Genomic DNA, 23112 nt, shown 5'->3' with positions numbered 1-23112 from the left:
GGCGGTGCCTGCGGCACCTTGATTCCGCGCGTGAAGACGACCCCCTACCGCCTCAACCTGCTCCGGATTTCCTGCATCCGAAACGCCCCCAACCCTTGCCCAAAGAGGGCATAGGCAAGCGTGCCCACCGCGATCAGCACCAACAGCGCAAGCCACCGCACGCCGCCCATGCCGAAAAGCGGCCCCATCACCGCCCCCGCCCCCCAGAGCACGGCCCCCATCAGCACCGAGGCGAGACAGATCCGCCACAACCGACGCCGGAATTGAGCGTCAAACCGCGCCACCTCGCCAAACTGCCGCGCCCCGGCGGCAAGTTGCACCACCATGATCCACGCCGCGATTGTCGCGGCAATCGCCGCCGCAATCCAGCCGATGACCATCGCCAACCCCACCGCCAGAACCGCATTGACCACCATCGCCCAAACCGCATAGCGGAACGGGCTGCGCGTATCTTCTCGCGCAAAAAACACCGGTTGCAGGATCTTTTGCAACACGAAGGCCGGCAGGCCCAATCCGTAGATCGCCACCGCAAGCGCTGTCGCCGCACTGTCATCCGCCCCGAACGCCCCGCGCTCGAACAGCACCGACACAAGCTGGACGGGGATCACGATCAACGCCACGGCACAGGGAATGGTCAGCGCCAGTGCGATCTCACCCGCGCGCGACAACGCCATACGCGCGCCCACATCATCCTGCGCCTTCAGCCGCCGTGACAGATCCGGCAAGAGCACGATGCCCACCGCGATCCCCACAACACCCAAGGGCAGTTGATACAAACGATCCGCAGAATAGAGCCAACTCACAGCCTTTTCGGTGTTCGAGGCGACCAATTGCCCGACCACAAGGTTGATCTGCACCACCCCGCCAGCCAAGGCCGCCGGCACCGCGATGCGCACCAGTTGCGCCATCTCCGGCGTCCAGCGGGGCCGCACCATCGGCAGGTGCAACCCTGCGCGCCGCGACGCATGCCACACGAGCGCCAGTTGCGCGACACCGGCCACCGGAATGGTCCAGACCAGCGCCTGTGCCACCGCCCCGCCCGTGACCGCCGCAAAACTCATCGTGCCGATCAGCAGCACGTTCAGCAGCACCGGTGCCGCAGCCGCCGCCGCGAAATGCCCCGCCGCATTGAGCATCCCGGAAAACAACGCCGCCAGCGAGATGAAAAAGATATAGGGGAACACGATCCGCCCGAAATCGACCGTCAGGTCGAACCGCGCATCGCCCACAAACCCCTCCGCCGTGGCCCAGACCAGCGCGGGCATGAACACCATGCAGAGCCCCGTCAACACCAACAGGACAAGGCTCAGCCCCGAACAGGCCAGCGCGGCAAAGCCCAAGGGGTTATCGCCCGCCTCCAGCCGCTTGGAAAACATCGGCACAAAGGCCGCGTTGAATGCCCCTTCGGCAAAGAAGCGGCGAAACATGTTGGGCAGGCGAAACGCCGCGACAAAGGCATCCATCACCGCGCCGGGGCCGATATAGCTGGCGATCAGCACATCGCGCACAAACCCCAAAAGACGGCTGAGCAAGGTCCAGCCGCCAACGGTGAGAATGCCAGAGAGCAGGCGGACGGGTTTCATGCTTGGCCTTTCGCCGGGATCAGGGCCGAGGAGTAGACCATCCGCCCGCCGGGGAAAAGAGGGCGCAAACGGCGCAATCCGCCACCATTTTCGCTTGTGACGCATATTTCACTACCCAGCCCCGCGACGACGCGACAAGGTGAGGCCAGAGGGCGGCGGCCCGGCCCCGCCCAGACAGGCAGAAAGAGACCCAAAATGACCACCAATATCCGCCAATGGCTCCAGGACCGGCCCGAGATCGAATCCGTCTTTGCCTGCGTTTGCGATCTCAACGGCGCGATGCGCGGCAAACGCCTGCCCATCGAAAAGGCCAAGGCGATCATGGATGACGGTCTGCGCCTGCCGCTCTCGGTGCTCAGCGTCGACATCTGGGGCGAGGACATCGAGAACAACGAACTGGTGTTCGAGACCGGCGACTCGGACGGGATCTGCGAACATACCGGGCGCCCCATCGTCATGGTGAACTGGACCAGCCGGCCTTCGGCACTGGTGATGTTCTGGATGCACACCGAAGATGGCACGCCCTTTCCCGGCGATCCGCGCCATGCGCTCTCAAATATCGTGCAGCGCTACAAGGCGCGCGGCCTCACCCCCGTCGTGGCCACGGAACTCGAATTCTATCTCTTCGACCCGCGCGAGGCGCGGCCGCTCCCGCCGTGCTCGCCCGTCACCGGCAAGCGGCTCGATTCCGACGGCGCGCTCTCGCTCGACGAGCTCGAACATTTCGACGAATTCCTCAACGATGTCTATGACGCCTGCCACGAACAGGGCATCCCCGCCGATGCCGCCATTTCGGAAAACGGCGCGGGTCAGTTCGAGATCAACATGGTCCATGTCGCCGACCCGCTACAGGCCGCCGACGATGCCGTCCTTTTCAAACGCCTCGTGCGCGGCATTGCGCGCAAACACGGCATGGCCGCCACCTTCATGGCCAAGCCTTATGGCGACCGCTCGGGCAGCGGGTTTCACGTGCATTTCAGCCTGGTGGATGAAAACGGCGTCAACCTCTTCGACAATGGCGGCGATAGCGGCACACCGCTCTTGCTCAATGCCGTCGCTGGCCTGCTGGAAACGATGCACGAAAACACGCTCACCTTCGCGCCCCACCAGAATTCCTATCGCCGCCTCCTGCCCGGCACCCATGCGCCTACCGGCATTTCCTGGGGCTATGAAAACCGCACCGCCGCGATCCGCATTCCCGGCGGCAGCCACAAGGCGCGGCGCATCGAGCACCGCGTCGCGGGCGCCGACGCCAACCCTTACCTCGTGCTGGGCAGTATCCTCGGCGGCGCGCTCATCGGGATCGAACAGGGGCTCACCCCCTACCCGCCCATCGACGGCGACGCCTATAACCAGAAACTCGACAATCTGCCGCTCGACTGGGCAACCGCGATTCAGGCCTTTCGCCGCGGCAAACACGTGCAGGACATCTTTTCCAGACGCCTGCAAACCATGCTGGTGGAATGCAAGATGCAGGAACTCAAGCGCTTCACCCGCTACGTGACCGACTTCGAATATGACGCCTATCTCGAAAGTGTGTGACGGCCGCGCTCAGACCGCCACGCAATCCGCGAAATAGCGCGTCACGCCATCCTCGCCCACCTCCTGCACCAGCCCGTGAATGTCGGTCTCGAAACCGGGGCATTCGCGGGCGAATTCGCGGTTGAACCGCAGATATTGCACGATGGTCTTGTTGAACACCTCACCGGGGATCAAGAGCGGGATACCCGGCGGATAGGGCGTCACGAGGCTGGTGGTCACGCGCCCTTCCAGATCGTCGATGGCGACCCGCTCCGTGGTGCGCCGCGCGATATGGGCAAAGGCCTCGCTCGGCGTCATCGCCGGGGTGAGGTCGCTCAGGTACATTTCCGTCGACAGGATCGCCACATCGTATTTCGCATAGAGCGTATGCACATGCTGGCACAGATCCCTTAGCCCCATGCCCTCGTAGCGCGGCTGCTTGGCGCAAAACTCCGGCATCGCGCGCCACATCGGCTGGTTCTTGTCGTAATCGTCCTTGAACTGTTGCAGCGCGGTCAAGAGCGTGTTCCACCGGCCCTTGGTGATGCCGATGGTGAACATGATGAAAAAACTGTAAAGCCCGGTCTTTTCAACCACGACCCCATGCTCGGCCAGATATTTCGTGACGATCGAGGCGGGAATCCCCGACTTCTCGAACCGTCCGTCTAGATTGAGGCCGGGGGTGATGATCGTGGCCTTGATCGGATCGAGCATGTTGAACCCCGGCGCCATCTCGCCGAAGTCATGCCACGACTCTTCCCCATCCGAGGCCTGCACGCCATGGGCATCGGTGCGCTTGAGCACCCAATCCTTGGCCGCACCGATCCCCTCGTCCTCCACAACATCCGGTCCCCAGACCTGGAACCACCAGTCGTCCTCGCCGAACTCGGCATCGACCTTTTGCATGGCCCGCCGGAAATCCAGCGCTTCGGCGATGCTCTCCTCGACCAACGCCGTGCCCGCCGGCGGCTCCATCATGGCCGCAGCAACATCGCAACTCGCGATGATGCTGTATTGCGGGCTGGTGCTGGTGTGCATCAGATAGGCCTCGTTAAAGAGGTGCCGATCCAGCTTGGTGGTCTGGCTGTCCTGCACCAGAACATGACTGGCCTGACTGATCCCCGCGAGCAGCTTGTGAATGGACTGGGTGACATATGTCACCGAATTCAGTGGCCGTTCCCGCGACCGGCCCATCGCGTGAAAATTGCTGTAGAACGGATGGAAACTGGCATGCGGTAGCCACGCCTCGTCGAAATGCAGGTTGTCCACATACCCATCGAGCACATCCTTGATCACCTCGGTGTTGTAGAGCACCCCGTCATAGGTCGATTGCGTCAGCGTCATGATCCGTGGCTTCACGGTATCGGGATCGACCCCCGCCAACAGCGGGTTGGCGCGGATCTTGGCCTTGATCGCGTCAATCTCGAACTCGCCGCGCGGAATCGGCCCGATGATGCCGAAATTGTTGCGCGTGGGGCGCAGGAACACCGGAACTGCCCCGGTCATGATGATGCTGTGCAGGATCGACTTGTGGCAATTGCGGTCCACGACCACCACGTCACCGGGGGCCACGGTGTGATGCCAGACCATCTTGTTGCTCGTGCTGGTGCCGTTGGTCACGAAAAAACAGTGATCGGCGTTGAAAATCCGCGCGGCATTGCGCTCGGACGCGCCAATCGCCCCGTCGTGATCCAAGAGCTGCCCCAGTTCCTCGACCGAATTGCACACATCGGCGCGCAGCATGTTCTCGCCGTAGAACTGGTGATACATCTGGCCGATCGGGCTCTTGAGGAATGCCACGCCCCCCGAATGACCGGGGCAATGCCACGAATACGATCCGTCCTCGGCGTAATCCAGCAAGGCGCGGAAAAACGGCGGCTGGATGCCCTCCAGATAGATCTTGGCCTCGCGGATGATATGACGCGCGACGAATTCCGGCGTATCCTCGAACGCATGAATAAAGCCGTGCAATTCGCGCAGGATGTCATTGGGCAGGTGGCGGCTCGTCTTGGTCTCGCCATAGACATAGATCGGCACATCGGCATTCTTGCGCCGCACCTCCTGCACGAAATTGCGCAGGTTGGTGATCACCGGATCAATATCGGGGCCGGGGCTGAACTCCTCGTCGTCAATCGACAGGACAAAGGCGCTGGCGCGCGATTGCTGCTGCGCGAATTGCGACAAATCCCCATAGCTCGTGACGCCCAGAACCTCGAATCCCTCGTCCTCCATGGCCTTGGCCATGGCCCGGATACCCAGCCCCGAAGAGTTTTCGGACCGGAAATCTTCGTCGATGATGACAATGGGAAAGTGGAACTTCATGGACTTCTCCTTTCAGGAGACCAGCAGAGGGGCGGTCACGCCAAGCATAGCGACAGGACCCCCCAAAGGCCCGGGGAATCCGACTCTGCGCAGGTTGTTTCTGCTGTGCGCCCCAAGGTCAAGCCCCGCCGCGCGCGCCTTGACCGCTTTGCGCGCGCTCCTGCCGCCCGCCCGGTCAGAGACCCAGCGCGCGACGCCGACCCTCGGCCATCTTCTTGATCAGATGATCCGCCGCCAGCCCGATAAAGGCCACGGCAAACCCCAGAACAAGGCCCTTGCCCACATCCGTGGAACTCAGCGCGCGCTGCATTTCCTGACCCAGATCCTGCGTGCCGATAAAGGCCGCGATGATCACCATGAACAGCGAGAACATCAGCGATTGATTGATCCCCACCATGATGGTGGGCAGGGCAAGCGGCAGGCGCACATGCCACAGGCTCTGACCGCGCGTCGCCCCCGACATATCCGCCGCCTCGATCAGCGCCTCGGGCACGCCCCGCAGCCCCTCGATCGTATACCGGATGAGCGGCACAGCAGCAAAGAGCACCACCGCCCCCACAACCGCCACGTCATTGACGCCAAAGAGCATGATCACGGGAATGAGGTAGATGAAACTCGGAAAGGTCTGGAGACTGTCACACAGCAGCAAGACCCGCTTGGCCCGCGCCTCGGTTCGCGCCGCCCAGATCCCCAGAGGAAAGCCGAAACTCGTCGCGACCGCAACCGCCACCAACACGGTGTAAATCGTGATCATCGCCCGATCCCACCAGCCGGTGATCGCGATATAGCCGATAAAGCCCACGCAGATCAGCGCCGACCGCCAGCCGCCCACCGCCAGTCCCGCCGCCGCCACCAGCGCCAGCACCGCCGTATAGGGCAACCACAAGAGCGTATCGCGCACCGGAATGAGAACCCAGGTGATCAGGAACCACCGCAACCATTGTGTGACCGGATCAAGCGCCACGATCACCCAGGACATCATCGCATCCAGCGGGTCCGCCACCGACAGCGATTGATCCCGCCCGACTTCGGCAAAGAACGGCACCACCGCCGAAAGGGCAAAACCCACGACCATCATCGCGGCCCAAAGGCTCAATACCCGGTGCCGCGCGACCCATCCCAGCCCCGGTTCGTGATGCACGGGCTGTAACGCGACCCAGGCCTTGGAACAGCGATCCAGCGCCACGGCCAAGAGAACGATCGTGATGCCAATCTCGATTGAGCGCCCGATCTTGAGCGCCTGCAACAGTTGCAACAGCTTCTGCCCCAGCCCCGGCATTCCGATGAAACTGGCCAGCACCACCATCGCCAGACATTGCATGATGACCTGATTGACCCCCACCAGAATCTCGGTCCGCGCCGTGGGAATACGCACCCGTGTCATCAACTGCCAAGCCGTGCTGCCACACATCTTGCCGCTCTCGATCACCTCGGGCGGCACCTTGCGCAGCCCGAGTAGCGTCATGCGGATCATCGGCGGCACCGAGAAGATGATCGTGACAATCGCCCCCGCCTTGGGGCCCACCCCGATGAACACCACGACCGGGATCATATAGGCGAAATGCGGCAGCGATTGCGCGATGTTGAGCACCGGATTCATCACCGCCTCGACCCAGCGCCAGCGCCATGTCGCCACGCCCATCACCAGACCGAGCAGCACCGAAACCGGCGCGGCCACGACGATCACCGACAGGGTCTCCATCGCCCATTTCCATTGCCCCATCAGCGCGATCCACACAAAGGTGCCCCCCGCCAACAGCGCCAATCGCAGCCCGCCCAGCCAATAGCCCAGACAGCCCGCGCTCAGCGCCACAACGATCCATGGCAGCGGGCCAATCCGGGGCCAGCGGTTCTTGCCATAAAGAATATTCGCCGTCACATCGAGCAGCCACTCGATCCCGTCGGCAAAGGCGCGGGTTACATGGATCAACCCCAGATCGTCGCGCAGCCATGTAAACAGCGCGTTGATCCAATCCGCCAAGGGCAGGATCAGCCCCTCCGCCGGGCGCATCAACCCCTCGGGCAAATAGGGCCGCGCAAGGATCAGACAGAGCGCCAGACACAGAACTATCCACGCCGGGCTCAGCCGCAACCGCGTGGCGGGGGCACTTGGAATGGCACTCTCGCTCATGCCTGACCCCCGAGCAGCACATCGAGCGCCTCCTTGCGGCTCAGCACACCGGTCACGCGCCCCGCCTCATCGGCCACCGGCAACATCTCGCGCGGATCGTCGATCAACTGCCGCGCCAGCGCGCGGATCGTGCTCTTGCCCGCCACCGGCAGCCCCTCGGGCATCACGCCGTTGATGGGCCGCGCCAGGCCCGCCGCATGTACCACCCGCGCCTTTTCGATCTCTTCGGTGAACTTGCGCACATAATCCGTGGCCGGGTTCAGCACGATCTGATCGGGCGTGTCGCATTGCTCGACCGCGCCGTCCTTCATGATGGCAATCCGATCCGCCAACCGCAACGCCTCGTCGAAATCATGGGTGATAAAGACAATCGTCTTGCCCAGCATCCCTTGCAGGCGCAGGAACTCATCCTGCATCTCGCGCCGGATCAGCGGATCAAGCGCCGAAAACGGCTCGTCCAGAAACCAGATATCCGGCTCAATGGCGAGGCTTCGGGCAATCCCTACCCGCTGCTGTTGGCCGCCCGACAATTCGCGCGGGAAATAATCCTCACGCCCGCCAAGGCCAACAAGGTCGATCACCTCCAACGCCCTTTTGCGCCGCGTGGCCCGGTCCTGACCGCGCATTTCCAGCGGAAAGGCCACATTTTCCAGCACCGTGCGATGCGGCAACAGGCCAAAGCTCTGAAACACCATGCCCATCTTGTTGCGCCGCAACTCGATCAACTGCGTCTCGCTCAGCGCGCCAATATCCTGCCCCTCGACCGACACCGTGCCGCCGGTAATCTCGATCAACCGCGAGAGACACCGCACCAGCGTCGATTTGCCCGAACCGGACAGGCCCATGATCACCAGCATCTCGCCGCGCGCAATATCGAGCGACACATCGCGCACCGCCGAGATATAGCCCGCTTGGCGGATCACCTCGAACCCCGGATCGCCCGTCAGCCCCCTCAGATACGCCTCGGGCGAAGGGCCAAACAGTTTCCAGACATTGCGGCATGAGATCACGGGTTCAGACACCGGCACGCGACACCCCCTTGTTTGTTATGGAAAACCCCACCCGTGGCGCACCACGGGCGGGGCAGATTTCAAGCCTCGATCAGTTGATCCAGACCTTCCAGACATCGCCGTTCTCTTCCAGCCAGTGCGCGGCCGCTTCTTCCGGCTCCATCTCGTCGATGTCCACCAGCTTGGCCATTTCCGCGATCTGCGGATTGGTAAAGCTGATCTTGGTCAGCATCTCATAGGCGTCCGGCCATTTGTCCTTCATCCCGTCCCAAGCGGCCTTTTTCAGATAGCCATTCGCGGGATTGCCGCAATCATAGGTCTTGTCCGGGTTCGGCCCGACCGCCGGGTCCTTGTCGCAACCGTCCACCCACTCGGGGAACTCGACGAATTCGCCCGGCCAGACGGCTTCGGCGAAATTCGGCGTCCAGTTGAACAGAACGATGGGCTTCTTGGTCTTTTCAGCGGCGCCGATTTCCGCCCAGAGGGCTGCGGCAGAACCGGCGTTGACCACCTTGAAATTCATGCCCAGCCCGTCAACCCGCTCCTGGTCATGCTTGAGCCAGTCCACCGGCCCCCCGAGGAACCGCCCCGCATCGCCGGTCTCGGGCGTGGCAAAGGCTGCGGCGCAGTCATTCAGAGCCTGCCAGTCGGGCAGACCGGGGCAGGCCTCCTTGGTCCACATCGGATACCACCAATCCTCGCGCGTGACCGCGTTGTGATCGCCCGCATCATGCAAGCCGCCCTTTTCCAGCGCGGCGCGGAACGACGCGCCAAATGCGCCTTCCCAGACCTCAAGCTCCAGCGCCACATCGCCCAGACGCACCGACTCGTAAACCGACTGGCTGTCGGTCGAGACATATTCCACATTGTTGCCCATGGATTCGAAAATCTGGCCAACCACATGGCTCATCACGATCTGGCTCGACCAGTTGTGAATGGGGATAACGATCGGATCTTCGGAATCCGCCAAGGCTCCGGTCGCGGCCATAGCCAGCACGGCGGCCCCACCGATCAGTCGCAAACGTCGTGTCATTCTAGAAAACTCCCTGTGTTACATGTTCCCGCCCGTTTCCCGGGCTTTGGTGAGAGAAGCTTACGGATCGGATATGAACACGTCAGAGGGGCGGCATGAACGAACTGGACTTAATTGTGAAAAAATATTAACAGGAGGAAACCACGCAGAGAGTGCCACGGTGGCCAGACCCGCCCATATCGTCATCATCGAGGATGAGCCCGTCACCCGCACCACGCTGGCGGAGTATCTGACGTCCCATGGCTATACCGTCACCGCCTTTGACAGCGCCGAACGCGCCGAGACGATGCTCGACAGCGACCGCGCCGATCTCTTGCTCGTGGACATCACGCTCGATGGCAAGGACGGGCTTCAGATCACCCGCGAACAGCGCGCGCGCTCGGATATCGGCATCATTCTCACCACCAGCCTCAGTGACGACGTGGACCGCATCGTCGGGCTGGAACTGGGGGCAGATGATTACGTCTGCAAACCCTTCAATCGCCGCGAATTGCTGGCGCGGATCAAGAACCTCCTGCGCCGGACAGAGGTGCAGCGCCGCCTCTCGCGCCAGACCCTGCGCTTTCACGGTTTCACCTTTGCCTTTGCCACGCGCCAGTTGACCGGCCCCGATGGCCAGCCCATCCGCCTCACCCGCGCCGAATACGAGGTGCTGGCCGAACTCTTGCGCCATCCCGGCGCGGTGCTCAGCCGCGAGCGCTTGATGACCATGATCACCCACCGCCAAGAGCATCCAGATGCCCGCACGGTCGATGTGATCATCCGCCGCCTGCGCACCAAGCTCGAAGAAGACCCCGGCGCGCCGCGCCTCATCACCACCGCCCATGGCGAAGGCTACGTGTTCACCGCCACCTTGGACTGAGGCATCAGCCCCTCCACAGCCCGCAACAGCGTGGCCCGCGCCGCTGCAATCTCGCCCGGCAGATCGGCCATGTTCGCCCGGATCGCCGCCGCGTCGCCAGCACGCGCCGCCTCTTCCACCGCGCGCAACACCGCACTCAGGCCCGGCAGGCTGAAATTGCCCGCCGCGCCCTTCATCCGGTGCGCCACCTTGGCCACGCGCGCGGCATCCTCTGCCGCAACCGCCGCCGCCAGCCCCTGCGCCTCTTCTGCCAGCCCATCAAGATAAAGCCGGATCGCCGCCACCGTCTGCTCCGGCCCCAGATCGGCCAGCATCCCGCCCAGCACATCGCGCGCGCGCGCCGTGACCCGCGCGGCCGACCGCGGCGACAGGAACACGCCGCGCCGCTGCCCGCCCGTCACCTGCGCAATCGCTGCTGCCAGGCGCTCAGGCGATACCGGCTTGGCCACGAAACAATCCATGCCCGCATCCAGTTGCTCCGCCACCTCTTCCTCCTGCACATGCGCGGAAATGCCGATCACCGGCAGGTCCCGCCCCTCGGGCCGCGCTCGCAGCCGCCGCGTGGCCTCGGTCCCTGACAGGCCCGGCAGGTTCACATCCATCAGCACCAGATCGAACCGCTCGCGTGTCAGCAGGTCCAACGCCTCCTCGGCGCTGCCCACACAGACCGCCGTATGCCCCATCCGCTCCAGATAGCTGCGCGCGACCATCTGGTTGACGCTGTGATCCTCGACAATCAGCGCATGCAGACTGCGTCCCCCCCGCTCCGGCACCCATTCCGGCACGCTCTCGGCCAAGAGCGCCGGATCGGCCAGATCGAAATCCGCCATGAAGGTAAACACCGACCCCACATGCGGCGTGCTCTCGACACTCAGCGCGCCACCCATCACCTCCGCGAACTTGCGACAGATCGCAAGGCCAAGCCCGGTGCCGCCATAGCGCCGCGCCGTCAGCCCGTCCTCCTGCTCGAAGGCCTCGAAAATACGCTGCCGCGCCTGCGCCGAAATCCCCTTGCCGGTATCGCTCACCTCAAGGATCAGCGTGACCCGTCCCGCCCCCGCGGACCGCACCCGCAGCCGCAAGACCACCTCGCCCTCTTCGGTGAACTTGACCGCGTTCGAGACAAGGTTGAACAGGATCTGCCGCAGCTTGGCCATGTCGCCCATCACCGCCGCAGGCGCATCCTCGGGCAGATCAAGGCACAGCACGATCCCCTTCTCCCGCGCGCCCGGCTCCAGCAGGGTCACGATTACATGCATCACCTCCGCCACCGAAAACACCACCCGCTCCAGATGCGCGCCGCTCAATTCCGTCTTGGAATAGCTCAGGATGTCGTTGAGGATCGTAAGCAGGCTCTCGCCCGAGGCGCGCGCCGCGCGCAATTGCTCCAACTGCGCCTCCGCCAACCCCTCTGCCGACAGGTTGCGCAGCATCCCCAGAACCCCGTTCATCGGCGTGCGTATCTCGTGGCTCATCATGGCCAGGAATTCCGATTTCGCCCGATCCGCCGCCTCTGCCTTTTGCCGCGCCACCGCATGCGCCTCGACCTCGCCGCGCAACGCCTCGGTCTTTTCCGCCACCAGCTCCTGCAAGGCATTGCGATGCCGCGCCAGTTCCTCCTCGTTGCGCCGCCGCGCCTCCTCCAGACTGCGGTTGGCGATGGCCTGCTGGCGAAACACCTCGACGGCGCGCTCCATGCCCGCAATCTCGTCACTGCCGCGCGGGGCCACGCGCATATCAAGCTGCCCCGCCGCCAGCCGCGTCATCATATCCGACAGATTGTCCAACCGCCGCGAGATATTGCCGCGCACGTAGAACCACAGCACCGCCAGCGACAGCAAGAGCGCGACACCCGCCGCACCCGCGCTGCGCCACCGCGTCGCCCGGATCACCTCGAGCGAGGCCGCCCCGGCGCGCTGCGCCTCCGCCTGCACCCGGCTCGCCAGATCCGTCACCGCCACATGCAACCCGTCCGCCGACACCCGCAGCGCCGCCTGCGCGCTCTCGATCCGGCCATCGAGCCCCCAGAATGCCCTCGGTCAATCCCAACAGCCCCCCCGGCCCCGCCGGATCGCTCAGCGTGAGGATCGTGGCCAGCAGGGTCTGCGCCTGCGCCGCGCGCCCCGGATCGCGGATCGCCGCCACGCGCCGCGCGACAATCTCGGTCCGCTCCCCCAGCGTGGCGCGGATCGGGGCCAGATCGCCCGCATCGCTCAGCCCGGCAATCCGGTTGAACAAGAGCCCGATTTCCGCCGTGCGCGAACGCAATTCGAACATCAACCCCAACTCGAAGAGATCGACCTCGATCAGCTTGTCCAGCGTCGTCAGATGCTGCGCCTGCCCCGGTTCGTCGTCATAGAGGTTCGAGATCACCGCCGCCGTGCTCATCTCGGCATTGGCCACCAATGTATCGGCCATATTGAGCAAGGCCTGCGTCGCCCCAAGCGCGCGGTCCAGCCCTTCGCGCCGCGCCTGCACCAGTGACAGGCGTTGCTTGACCAGCCGGTCAAGCTCGGCAATCCCCGCCTCCATCGCCACCACGGCACGGGTCAACTCGCCGCCGCTGCCGCCACCATGCTCCGCCTGAAACCGGCTCAGATGATCCGAAAGCGCCGCCACCCGCGCGCCCAGATAGGCCGCCCGGTCGCGCCGCGCCGCCTCGTCATCCACCGCCGCCAGTTCCGGTGCCACCGTGATGATCGCCGAACTTTCCTCGGTAAAGCGCCGCATATCCGACAGAACCGGGATCGACCTATCATAAAGCTGCTGTTGCGCCCGCGTCACATCGCGCAGCTCGAACCAGCCAAAAAACCCCGCCAGCGCAGGCAGCCCGGCAATCACGAGAAACGCCGCCAACAGGCGCGCGCCCAATCCGGTTCTGCTCTTCATCCGGCCCTTCCCGCTCCGCCCATGTTGCAGTCCATCCGCGACAGTCTATAGTAATTTCCGCAGAGGAGTGAGCGTTTCATGCAAAGAATAATCGCCTGTATGCTGGCGCTTCTGGCCCCCCTGCCCCTCGCCGCAGATCCATGGGCGCTGCAAACCCATACCGTGCCTTTCGACTATACCAGCCCGGCGCGCCCGCTCACCTATCAACCGCTCGACCGTGCCGCCTCGCCCTGGACGATCTGCGTCTCCTATCCCCATCTCAAGGACGCCTATTGGCTCTCGGTCAATTACGGCATGGTCGAAGAGGCCCAGCGCCTCGGCGTGGGCTTTCGTCTGGTCGAGGCGGGCGGTTATCCCAATCTCGACCGCCAGATCGAACAGATCAGCGATTGCGTGACCCAAGGGGCCGACGCCCTCGTGGTGGGCACCGTGTCCTTCGAGGGGCTGACCCCCACGGTTCAGGCGCTCTCGCAAGAGGTGCCGGTCATCGCCGCCGTCAATGACATCGCCGACCCCGGCATCGCCGCCAAGGCGGCGGTGTCGTGGTATGACATGGGTGCCATCACCGGCCGCTTCATCGCAGACCGCCACCCAAAGGGCAGCGCCCCGGTGCGGCTCGCATGGTTTCCCGGCCCCGAGGGCGCCGGTTGGGTCGGCTTTGTCGAGGCAGGCTTTCGCGACGCCATCGCCAACAGCGCGGCAGAAATCGTGCTGACCAAATTCGGCGACACGGGCCGCGAAATTCAGGTGACGCTGGTCGAGGAAACGCTCGATAGCGGGATCGAGATCGACTACATCGTCGGCAGCGCCCCCACCGCCGAAGTTGCCGTGTCGATCCTGCGCGCGCGCGGACTCGAAGGCCGGATCAACATCGTCTCGGATTACATGAGCCACGCGGTCTTTCGCGGCATCCGCCGGGGCCGCATTCTCGCCGCGCCCACCGATTTCCCGATCATGCAGGGCAAACTCGCCATCGAAATGGCCGTGCGCGCCATCGAGGGCACGCTTGATACACGCCACGCCGGCCCCCGGATTCAGCTTGTGACCCCCGACATGGTCGGCAATACCGACCTCGCCGAAACACTGGCCCCCGCCAGCTTTATCCCCGTGTTCGAACTGGACTAGCACGCGACTTGCAGTCATCATGGCGACAGGGTCGGACGACGGGGCCAAAGCAGGGACCAAAGCGGGCAGCGCGGCGCAAAACGCGCCGTCTCTTGACCCGCCAGATCCAGCTGATCCCGGCGCCGCCGTCGTAATTGGTACGTCTTGGGCAAGAGGCAGAGCATGGCAAAAAGCGCAACGATCAAGAAAGCTGCCGCCCGACCGGTCGCGGCAGAACCGGCCGCCGTCCTCAATCTTCCGATGTCGCGCGGCAATCCCTACCAGCACCTGATCTACGCCGCAGACGAGGCCGGTTTTCGCCCAGAACCTCTGGCCAAGACCGAGATCACCGATCTGCCCCGCCTGCTCGCCGAGGGGCACCGCCTCTTGCACCTGCACTGGGATGACCTGATCTTTGGCCGCTCCCGCGACAGCGCCGCCAATGCCAGCGAGGCCGAGCGCGACTTGGCGGCGCTCGCGGCGTTCAAGGCCGGGGGGGGCCGCATCCTCTGGACCGTGCACAACCGCAGCCCGCATCGCGACATGGACCCCGAGACCTTTCGCGCCGCGCGCGCCCGCGTCGTGGACCTCGCCGATCTGGTGCATGTTCACACCCCCGATGCCGCCCTGCACATGCAAAGCGACTGGGGGATCGACCCCACCCGCCTGCGCATCATTCCCCACCCCAGTTATCTGGGCCAATACGAACCCGCCGCCACCAGTCTTGCCCGCGACCTGCCAGACTGCGACGCGCGCGCCTTTCTCTTCTTCGGGGCCTTTCGCGCCAACAAGGGGTTGGATACGCTCGTCGATACCGCCCGCGTGCTGATCCGGCGCGAGGTGCCGTTTCACCTGCATCTCTGCGGCCGCGCGGCGCGCAGCCATCAAAAGCTCTTTCGCGGCCTCACCGATGCACCCGCGGTCGAGATCACCGACGAGGCCGTGCCGGATGAGGACGTGGCCGGCATCTTTGCCCGCGCGCAGGTCTTCGTGGCCCCTTTCAACAATCTCTTCACCTCCGGCTCGGTGATGCTGGCGCAGGGTTTTGGCCTGCCGGTGATCGGTCCCGATACCGAGGCGCTGCGCGCGCATGTCGCCCCGGAAAACCACGACCTGCTCTATGATCCTGGCGCGCCGCGCGCCCTCTTGCGGATGATGACCCGGCTGGTCGAGATGCCTGATGACGAATTGCGCACCCGCCGCGCGGCGGCCTTTGCCCTCGCCGAGGACCGCGCCCCGGCGCGCGTCGCCGCCCAGATGATGCAGGTGCTTGCCGACCTGCGCGACGGCACCGGGGCCAGCCTGCACGCGGTACAGCCCACCCCCATCGCCCCGCCCCGCAACACCCCCTCGCCTGAGGTGCGCGCGCAGCAGCGCCTTGCCGACCTCACGCGCACTCTGGGTCTCACTGATCCCCTGCGCATCCTCGACATCGGGGCCAACCCGATGAACCACGACGCCCCCTACAAAGAGCTTCTGGCCGCCGGTCACGCCCATGTCACCGGATTTGAACCCCAGCCCGAAGCGCTCGCCGCCCTCAACGCCCGCAAATCCCCGCACGAGACCTATTTCCCCGATGTCGTGGGCGACGGAGAGACCCATCGCCTCAACCTCTACCGCGGCTCCGGCCTGGCCTCGCTCCTCGAAATCCGCCAGCCGACGCTCGACCACCTGCTCGGCCTGCGCCGCGCCGCACGCCCCACAGGCCATGTCGACCTTCCCAGCCGCAAACTCGACGAGATCGACGGCATCGGCCATGTCGATTTCCTCAAGATCGACGTGCAGGGTGCCGAAGCGATGATCTTCACCCACGCCCAAACCGCGCTCTCGCAAACGCTGGCCGTGCAGAGCGAGGTCAATTTCTTTCCCCTCTACGACAACCAGCCCTCCTTCGGCGAGATAGACCGCCTGCTTCAGGCGCACGGGCTGGTGCCCCACTCCTTCCTGCATATCGAGAAACGTCTCCTGCGCTCTCGCTGGCTGGGCCGGATCGAGGATGCCACACCGCAGCAGATGCTCGACGGCGACATCCTCTACCTGCGTGATCTCTCCCGCCCCGATACGCTCGACAACGACGCCCTGCGCAAGATCGCGCTGCTTTGCGATACCTGTTACGGCTTCACCGACGTCACCCTGCGCTGCCTCGAACTTCTGGTCGACCGAGGCGAGATCAAGCCGCGCGTCGCCGAACGCTTCATCGACAGCCTCTGAGCGCGCTAGCCCACACGATAGGGCAGCACGCCGCGCTCGTCCGGTGTCACCTGTAGCCGCCGCTCCAGCGGCGGCACCGAGCGTTGATGACACTCCGCCCGCTCGCAAATCCGGCAGGAAATGCCGATCGGCTCGAACGCCCGCGCGTGGCTCACATCCAGATCGTCGGCATAGACCAATTCGCCCGCGTGCTTCACCTCGCAGCCCAGCGCAATGGCAAACCGCCGCACCGGCGCGCCAAAACTGCCCCCCGGTTTCGACACATCGCGCGCAAGGCTGATGTAGCGCACCCCGTCCGGCGTCTCGGCCAGTTGCCGCAAAAACCGCCCCGGCGTCTCGAAGGCGCGATGCACATTCCAGAGCGGGCAGGCCCCCCCGAACCGCGCGAATTGCAACCGCGTCGCCGAATGCCGCTTGGTGATCGTGCCCGCCTGATCGACCCGCACGAAGAAAAACGGAATCCCCTTGGCCCCCGGCCGCTGCAAGGTCGAGAGGCGGTGACAGACCTGTTCGATAGAGGCCCCGAACCGATGCGCCAAAACCTCCAGATCGTGCCGCACCTCCTGTGCCGCCGCCAGAAACCGGCCATAGGGCATCATCGCCGCCCCCGCGAAATAATTGGCCAGCCCGATCTTGGCGATCGACCGCGCCGCCTCCGACTGAAACCGCGCGAAATCCAGCGTCGCCTCCAGCAATTGATCCTGCGTCACCAGCGCCAGTTGCAACAAGAGCTGAAACCGCCGGCTCTCGGGGGCCGCGCGCGACGACAGCGTCAAAACCCCGGCGGTGCGGTCGTAATGGCGCAATCGCGCCGTGTCCGCCTCGACCACCGTGATGCCCAGCCCCGCAAGGCGCGCGCAGGCCAGATCCGAAATCCCCTGCCCGCCGCCCGCTTCGGCAAATCGCTCTGCGGCATGATCCACCGCATCTATGTAATTGTCGCAATAATGAAAGAAATCGCGCACCTCGTCCCAGGGGCTTGTCTGGTTGCGCGCATCCTCGCGCCCCAGCGCCTCGTCCAGACTCGCCAATCGCTCGTGGGTCTGGCGATAGGCGCTGTGCAACTCCAGAAACGCCCGCGCCAGCGCCGGCGCATTGGAGGCCGTCAGCCGCAGATCGGCCAGCGGCGGCGGATCGTCGCCAAACACCGGATCGGCCAGCGCCTCGCGCATGTCGCTCACCATCCGCTCGGCATCGCCCGTGCTCAATTCGGTGACGTCGAAGCCGAATTCCTGCGCCAGCGCCAGAACCACCGTCGTGCTCACGGGCCGGTTGTTGTTCTCCATCTGGTTGAGATAGGGCAGCGACACGCCCAGCTTGCCCGCGAAATCCTTTTGCGTCAGGCCCAGTCTCTGCCGCGTCTCGCGCAGCTTGGCCCCGGCATAGAGTTTCTGGATTGCCATGGCGCGCACCCTTTGCAACTTCGCATGCGCGCCAGACTACATTTGCAAAGACGCGCGGGCAATCCCCCGCCGCGCGCAGCCCCATGGACAGCGCCGCCACAACCGCTAAGCTGACCCTGACACACAGCACCAAGAGGAGCGCGCGCAGATGCCGGACCCGGCGATCCTTCTCGAATGGGCCGGGTTTGCCGCCCGCTGGCTGCATGTCGTCACCGCCATGGCCTGGATCGGAACCTCCTTTTACTTCATCGCCCTCGATCTCGGGCTGCGCCGCGCGCCCGACCTTCCCCCGGGCACGCAGGGCGAGGAATGGCAGGTGCATGGCGGCGGATTTTACCACATCCGCAAGTATCTCGTGGCACCCGCGCAGATGCCCGACCACCTGACCTGGTTCAAATGGGAGAGTTACGCCACCTGGCTGTCGGGCGCGGCCCTGCTGATGCTGGTCTATTGGGCCTCCGCCGATCTCTTCCTGCTCAGTGCCGACAGCCCGCTCAGCCCGACGCAGGGCATCACCCTTTCGGCGGGCTCGCTGGGGCTCGGCTGGCTGATCTACGACCACCTCTGCAAGTCGCGGCTTGCCGCCCGGCCCACCCTGCTCATGCTCCTGCTCTTCGCGCTGCTGACCGCGATGGGCTGGGCCTATGCGCAGGTCTTTACCGGCCGCGCCATGATGCTGCATCTCGGGGCCTTCACCGCCACGATCATGACCGCCAATGTCTTTCTCGTCATCATGCCCAACCAGCGCATCGTGGTCGCCGATCTGCGCGCCGGGCGCACCCCCGAGGCGCGCTATGGCCAGATCGCCAAGCTGCGCTCGACCCATAACAACTACCTCACCCTGCCTGTCATCTTCCTGATGCTCTCGAACCATTACCCGCTCGCCTTTGCCACGCCGTACAACTGGCTGATCGCCGCCCTCGTGTTCCTGATGGGCGTCACCATCCGGCATTTTTTCAACACGCTGCACGCCCGGCGCGGACGGCCCTGGTGGGCCTGGGGCGTGACCGCGCTGATCTTCGCCGCGATCGTCTGGCTCTCTACACTGGGCGCCTCAACCAACGCAGACACTCCTTCGAAAACCGCAAGCCTCAGCCCAGCCCAGCTCCGCCTGACCAAGGCCCCCGGCTTTGACACGGTGCAAGAGATCGTCGCCCTGCGCTGCGCCATGTGCCATGCCGCCGAACCGCTCTGGCCCGGCATGATTCACGCCCCCAAGGGCGTGATTCTCGAAACCCCGGCCGACCTCGCCCGTCAGGCCCGCGCGCTCTATCTTCATGCCGGGCTCAGCACCGCCATGCCGCCGGCCAACCTCACCGCAATGGAGCCTGCGGAGCGCGCCACCCTCATCGCCTGGTATCAGGCGGGCCGTGCCGCGCCCTGACCTCATAGCGCGCCGAATCAAGCCCGGCCTTCAACCAGCCGATGTCCCGCAACCGCGCCTGCGCTCTCAGCGCATGATGTTCCATCCGTGCCTGATCCGCCGTCTCCAGCGCCTTCAGATCGCTGACCGAAACAAGGCCCGCCACCGGCACCCCGTTGCGCAGCACCATCACACGCTGACCACCCGTTGCCAGATGATCCACCACCCGGCGCAGCAGGGTCCGCACCCGGTTGATCGGCATCTCGTCATACATCGCCCGCCTCATGCCTTGCCTGATCCGACCACCCTGCCAGACGGGGGTTAAGAAATCGTTGCGCCCGGCGCGCGCTGCGCGCAAACCCGATCCGAGACCTTACAAAATCACCTGCAAGACCTTACAAAGCTTACATCAGACCTCAGCCCGGAGCGCGCCCATGAAAATCGCCACCGCCGCCTATCCGCTCGACGCGCTCGCTTCCTGGGCCGACTACCGCCGCAAACTCTCCGATTGGGTGGCCGAGGCCGCCGCCAACGGGGCCGATCTCGCCGTCTTTCCCGAATATGGCGCGATGGAATTGGCGACGCTGGCCGGGGCTGAGGCAGCCGGCGATCTCGAACGCTCGCTGCACGCAGTTTCCGACGTGATGTCAGAGGCTTACGATCTGCATGCCGAGCTTGCGACGCGCCACAAGCTGCATATCCTGGGGGCCTCCGCCCCGGTCTTTGACCCCGATCTTGGCCCCCGCCCCGTCAACCGCGCCATGCTCTTTACCCCCACCGGCGCGCGCGGCGCGCAGGACAAGCAGATCATGACCCGGTTCGAGCGCGAAGACTGGCACGTCGCCGCCGGCGGCCCGCTGCGCCTCTTTGATACGAGCCTTGGAAAAATCGGTGTCCTGATCTGTTACGACAGCGAATTTCCCTTGCTGGGCAAGGCTTTGGCCGATGCCGACCTGATCCTCGTGCCCTCCTGCACCGAGGCGCTGACCGGCTATTCCCGCGTTCGGATCGGGGCCATGGCTCGCGCCCTCGAGATGCAATGCGTGACCGTCATGGCCTCGACCGTGGGCACCGCGGATTGGTCCCCGGCGGTCGATACCAATTGTGGTATGGGTGGCGTCTTTGGACCCCCAGATACAGGCTTCCCGCCCACGGGCGTCCTTGCCGAGGGCACGCTCAACCGCCCCGGCTGGACCTATGCCGAGGTCGATCTGGACCGCATCGCCCACGTCCGCGCCGATGGCGTTGTCCTCAACCGCCGCCATTGGGATGACCAACAGGGGCGCGACGTCATGGTCACATCTGAACGACTGCGGTGATTAGACCCTTGAAAACCGCGCAAAACAGGCGCATTTACTAGCGCGTTCCGCAAAACGGCGGGGCGCCATATCAAGGAGAGACCATGGCCAAGGAAGACACGCTCGAATTTCCCGGTGTCGTCAAGGAACTCCTGCCCAACGCGACATTCAGGGTCGAGCTTGAAAACGGCCATGAGATCATCGCACATACGGCAGGTAAAATGCGCAAGAACCGCATCCGCGTTCTCGCGGGCGACAAGGTTCAGGTGGAAATGACCCCCTATGATCTGACCAAGGGTCGGATCAATTACCGCTTCAAGTAAGCGACTGATTTTAAATGCGTTTGATCCTCGGATCCGGCAGCCCGCGCCGGCGCGATCTGCTGGCGCAGATCGGGGTGGTCGCGGATGACACCCGCCCACCCGAGATCGACGAAACCCCCGCCAAGGCCGAATGGCCCCGCCCCTATTGCGCCCGCATGGCGCGGCAAAAGGCGTGGGCGGTTGAGGCCGAGGACGATGACATCGTTCTTTGTGCCGATACCACGGTGGCGCTTGGCCGCCGCATCCTTGGCAAACCGCAGGATATTGGCGAAGCAGCACAATTCCTGCTCGCCCTGTCTGGGCGGCGGCACCGGGTGATCACCGCCGTGGCGGTCCGGCGCGGCGCGCGGATATGGGAGCGGGATGTCGTGACCACCGTGCAGATGAAGCGTCTCTCGGATGAGGAGCTCAATGCCTACCTTGCCACGAATGACTGGCAGGGCAAGGCCGGCGGCTACGCGATCCAAGGCCCCGCAGGCGCGCTAATCCCTTGGATTCAGGGCTCTTTCACCGCTGTCGTCGGGCTGCCCCTGGCCGAGACCGCAAACCTCTTGCGGGCCGCAGGTTACCCTCTCTGGAAGGACATCCCATGACCCTGCGCACTATCGCGCTCGACCATCTGAACGGTGCCGAGGCCGCAGCCCTGCTCGTGGGTGGGCGGCTAGAAGATCTGCTGATCGACTCGGATCAGCCGCGCCCCGGCGCCATCTACCGCGCCATCGCCGATCGCCCCGTCAAGGGACAGGGCGGCATGTTCCTGCGCACACCCGACGGCTCCGCTTTTCTGCGCCAGGTCAAGGGCTTGGCCCCCGGTCAACCGCTGCTGGTGCAGGTCACGGGCTATGCTGAACCGGGCAAGGCGCTGCCGGTGACAAGCACTCTGCTCTTCAAGAGCCGCTATGCCATCGTCACCCCGGATGCGCCGGGCCTCAATATCTCTCGTGCCATCAAGGATGAGAACCTGCGCGATTCCCTCCTTGAAATCGCCCATGCCGAGATGGGCGACAGCCCGATGGGCCTGATCCTCCGCTCCGCCTGCGAGAGCGCCGAGGCCTATGATATTGCAGAGGATATTCGCGCTATGTGCGATCTGGCCGAGGCCGTGCTGGCCGATGCCACGGGAACCGATCCCGAAACTCTGACCGAAGGCGACGGCCCTCATAGCCTTGCCTGGCGCGATTGGGCGGACCCGGCGGATGTGCTGACCGATCCGGGCTCCTTTTCCGAAACCGGCGTGCTCGACCAACTCGACGCTTTGCGCGATCCCTTGGTCCCCTTGCCCGGTGGTGCGTCCTTTTACATCGAACCCACCCGCGCGCTTGTGGCCGTGGATGTCAACACCGGCGGCGACGCCAGCCTTGCTGCCGGGCTCAAGGCAAATATCAACATGGCCCGTGACCTGCCGCGCCAATTGCGCCTACGCGGTCTAGGCGGGCAGATTACACTCGACCTCGCCCCCATGCCCAAGAAGGACCGCCGCACCTTCGAATCCGCACTCCGCGCCGCCTTGCGTCAGGACACGACCGAAACCACCCTTGCGGGCTGGACGCCCTTGGGCCACTTTGAATTACAACGCAAACGTGATCGCCAGCCCCTTACGGACCTGCTCAAGTGACCTGCCCGATCTGCCAGAAAAAGACCGATCCCAGCTATCGCCCCTTCTGCTCGCGGCGTTGCGCTGATGTGGATTTGGGCAAATGGTTTGGCGGCGATTACGCCGTGCCCTCCACCGATCCCGCTGATCTCGAAGAGGCTCTCGACGCTCTGGATCAAGAGTTGAAAAAACCCCATTGATTTTTACTCATACCCTCTGGACACCCCGCCCGCGCTCGCCTAGAACGCATCCACCCGAAGGCTCAGCCTTCTCCCATGCCCGGGTAGCTCAGGGGTAGAGCAGTGGATTGAAAATCCTCGTGTCGGTGGTTCGATTCCGCCCCCGGGCACCACTTCCAAAACTATAAATTATATTAAGATATTGGAAATTTTATTTAAATTTCCAAACTGGACCGCGTGACTTCTTAGAAGTGTATCACATTTCGTATCACATTCTTCGCTTCGT

The 23112-nt window shown here is 64.3% G+C and carries 19 protein-coding genes and 1 tRNA gene; 11 read left to right on the top strand and 9 right to left on the bottom strand.

Annotated features, from left to right (window positions below; genetic code table 11):
- Positions 1 to 44 precede the first annotated feature (44 nt).
- Positions 45 to 1583, bottom strand: coding sequence for a murein biosynthesis integral membrane protein MurJ (gene murJ, locus ROSMUC_RS11995; RefSeq protein WP_037273339.1), 1539 nt, complete (start codon positions 1581 to 1583; stop codon positions 45 to 47).
- 195 nt (positions 1584 to 1778) lie between these two features.
- Here murJ and ROSMUC_RS11990 point away from each other — a divergent pair, with 195 nt between their 5' ends.
- Positions 1779 to 3125: a glutamine synthetase family protein gene (locus tag ROSMUC_RS11990; RefSeq protein ID WP_037273337.1), complete on the top strand. Its 1347-nt coding sequence runs from the start codon at positions 1779 to 1781 to the stop codon at positions 3123 to 3125.
- Positions 3126 to 3134: 9 nt separating this feature from the next.
- Here ROSMUC_RS11990 and ROSMUC_RS11985 read toward each other — a convergent pair whose 3' ends face one another.
- The 4 genes from ROSMUC_RS11985 to ROSMUC_RS11970 all read right to left on the bottom strand — a co-directional run bounded on the left by ROSMUC_RS11985 (position 3135) and on the right by ROSMUC_RS11970 (position 9600).
- Positions 3135 to 5426 (bottom strand): arginine/lysine/ornithine decarboxylase, encoded by a 2292-nt coding sequence (locus ROSMUC_RS11985; protein ID WP_037273336.1) that lies wholly within the window; start codon positions 5424 to 5426, stop codon positions 3135 to 3137.
- 175 nt (positions 5427 to 5601) lie between these two features.
- Entirely contained in the window at positions 5602 to 7557 is a 1956-nt protein-coding gene (locus ROSMUC_RS11980) for an ABC transporter permease (RefSeq protein WP_037273333.1), read from the bottom strand.
- Positions 7554 to 8585, bottom strand: coding sequence for a quaternary amine ABC transporter ATP-binding protein (locus tag ROSMUC_RS11975; protein ID WP_037273332.1), 1032 nt, complete (start codon positions 8583 to 8585; stop codon positions 7554 to 7556). The genes ROSMUC_RS11980 and ROSMUC_RS11975 overlap by 4 nt, the downstream gene beginning before the upstream one ends.
- A 73-nt stretch (positions 8586 to 8658) precedes the next feature.
- On the bottom strand, positions 8659 to 9600 hold the full coding sequence (locus ROSMUC_RS11970) for an ABC transporter substrate-binding protein (protein ID WP_037273329.1): 942 nt from the start codon (positions 9598 to 9600) through the stop codon (positions 8659 to 8661).
- A 160-nt stretch (positions 9601 to 9760) separates the two neighbouring features.
- On the opposite strand from ROSMUC_RS11970, the gene ROSMUC_RS11965 reads away from it, so the two are divergent.
- Complete coding sequence (locus ROSMUC_RS11965; RefSeq protein WP_037273327.1) at positions 9761 to 10462, top strand: response regulator; 702 nt, start codon at positions 9761 to 9763, stop codon at positions 10460 to 10462.
- Here ROSMUC_RS11965 and ROSMUC_RS21375 read toward each other — a convergent pair.
- Together ROSMUC_RS21375 and ROSMUC_RS21370 are read right to left on the bottom strand one after the other, a co-directional pair.
- Positions 10435 to 12228: an ATP-binding protein gene (locus tag ROSMUC_RS21375; protein WP_245875183.1), complete on the bottom strand. Its 1794-nt coding sequence runs from the start codon at positions 12226 to 12228 to the stop codon at positions 10435 to 10437. The genes ROSMUC_RS11965 and ROSMUC_RS21375 overlap by 28 nt on opposite strands.
- Entirely contained in the window at positions 12200 to 13351 is a 1152-nt protein-coding gene (locus tag ROSMUC_RS21370) for a hypothetical protein (RefSeq protein ID WP_245875170.1), read from the bottom strand. The genes ROSMUC_RS21375 and ROSMUC_RS21370 overlap by 29 nt, the downstream gene beginning before the upstream one ends.
- Positions 13352 to 13429: 78 nt before the next feature.
- On the opposite strand from ROSMUC_RS21370, the gene torT reads away from it, so the two are divergent.
- Positions 13430 to 14476 carry a TMAO reductase system periplasmic protein TorT gene (gene torT, locus ROSMUC_RS11955; protein WP_037273326.1) on the top strand — a complete coding sequence of 349 codons (1047 nt, stop codon included), beginning with the start codon at positions 13430 to 13432 and terminating at the stop codon, positions 14474 to 14476.
- A gap of 162 nt (positions 14477 to 14638) precedes the next feature.
- On the top strand, positions 14639 to 16666 hold the full coding sequence (locus tag ROSMUC_RS11950; protein WP_037273324.1) for a glycosyltransferase: 2028 nt from the start codon (positions 14639 to 14641) through the stop codon (positions 16664 to 16666).
- 5 nt (positions 16667 to 16671) lie between these two features.
- On the opposite strand, the gene ROSMUC_RS11945 is transcribed toward ROSMUC_RS11950, so the two are convergent.
- On the bottom strand, positions 16672 to 18069 hold the full coding sequence (locus ROSMUC_RS11945) for a helix-turn-helix domain-containing protein (RefSeq protein WP_037273322.1): 1398 nt from the start codon (positions 18067 to 18069) through the stop codon (positions 16672 to 16674).
- Between the two features lie 148 nt (positions 18070 to 18217).
- On the opposite strand from ROSMUC_RS11945, the gene ROSMUC_RS11940 reads away from it, so the two are divergent.
- Positions 18218 to 19453, top strand: coding sequence for a urate hydroxylase PuuD (locus tag ROSMUC_RS11940; protein ID WP_037273319.1), 1236 nt, complete (start codon positions 18218 to 18220; stop codon positions 19451 to 19453).
- Here the strand turns inward: ROSMUC_RS11940 and ROSMUC_RS11935 are convergent.
- Positions 19416 to 19706 (bottom strand): type II toxin-antitoxin system Phd/YefM family antitoxin, encoded by a 291-nt coding sequence (locus ROSMUC_RS11935; protein ID WP_037273317.1) that lies wholly within the window; start codon positions 19704 to 19706, stop codon positions 19416 to 19418. The two genes, ROSMUC_RS11940 and ROSMUC_RS11935, sit on opposite strands and share 38 nt — an antisense overlap.
- 160 nt (positions 19707 to 19866) lie before the next feature.
- On the opposite strand from ROSMUC_RS11935, the gene ROSMUC_RS11930 reads away from it, so the two are divergent.
- The 6 genes from ROSMUC_RS11930 to ROSMUC_RS11905 all read left to right on the top strand — a co-directional run bounded on the left by ROSMUC_RS11930 (position 19867) and on the right by ROSMUC_RS11905 (position 22999).
- Positions 19867 to 20751, top strand: a complete 885-nt coding sequence (locus ROSMUC_RS11930) for a carbon-nitrogen hydrolase family protein (protein WP_037273314.1) — start codon at positions 19867 to 19869, stop codon at positions 20749 to 20751.
- A gap of 83 nt (positions 20752 to 20834) precedes the next feature.
- Positions 20835 to 21053, top strand: coding sequence for a translation initiation factor IF-1 (gene infA, locus ROSMUC_RS11925; protein ID WP_005978431.1), 219 nt, complete (start codon positions 20835 to 20837; stop codon positions 21051 to 21053).
- A gap of 14 nt (positions 21054 to 21067) precedes the next feature.
- The gene (locus ROSMUC_RS11920) at positions 21068 to 21646 is read left to right on the top strand and encodes a Maf family protein (RefSeq protein WP_037273312.1); all 579 of its coding nucleotides are present in this window, start codon (positions 21068 to 21070) and stop codon (positions 21644 to 21646) included.
- Positions 21643 to 22668, top strand: coding sequence for a ribonuclease E/G (locus ROSMUC_RS11915; protein WP_037273311.1), 1026 nt, complete (start codon positions 21643 to 21645; stop codon positions 22666 to 22668). Before ROSMUC_RS11920 ends, ROSMUC_RS11915 begins: the two co-directional genes overlap by 4 nt.
- Positions 22665 to 22847, top strand: coding sequence for a DNA gyrase inhibitor YacG (locus ROSMUC_RS11910; RefSeq protein WP_037273309.1), 183 nt, complete (start codon positions 22665 to 22667; stop codon positions 22845 to 22847). Before ROSMUC_RS11915 ends, ROSMUC_RS11910 begins: the two co-directional genes overlap by 4 nt.
- A gap of 77 nt (positions 22848 to 22924) precedes the next feature.
- Positions 22925 to 22999, top strand: a tRNA-Phe gene (locus tag ROSMUC_RS11905).
- Positions 23000 to 23112 lie beyond the last annotated feature (113 nt).

Origin of the sequence: Roseovarius mucosus DSM 17069 (assembly GCF_000768555.3) — a bacterium.
Taxonomy (GTDB): Bacteria; Pseudomonadota; Alphaproteobacteria; order Rhodobacterales; family Rhodobacteraceae; genus Roseovarius; species Roseovarius mucosus.
The sequence above is the reverse complement of the archived record's forward strand: the minus strand, read 5'-3'. Positions and strand labels throughout refer to the sequence as shown.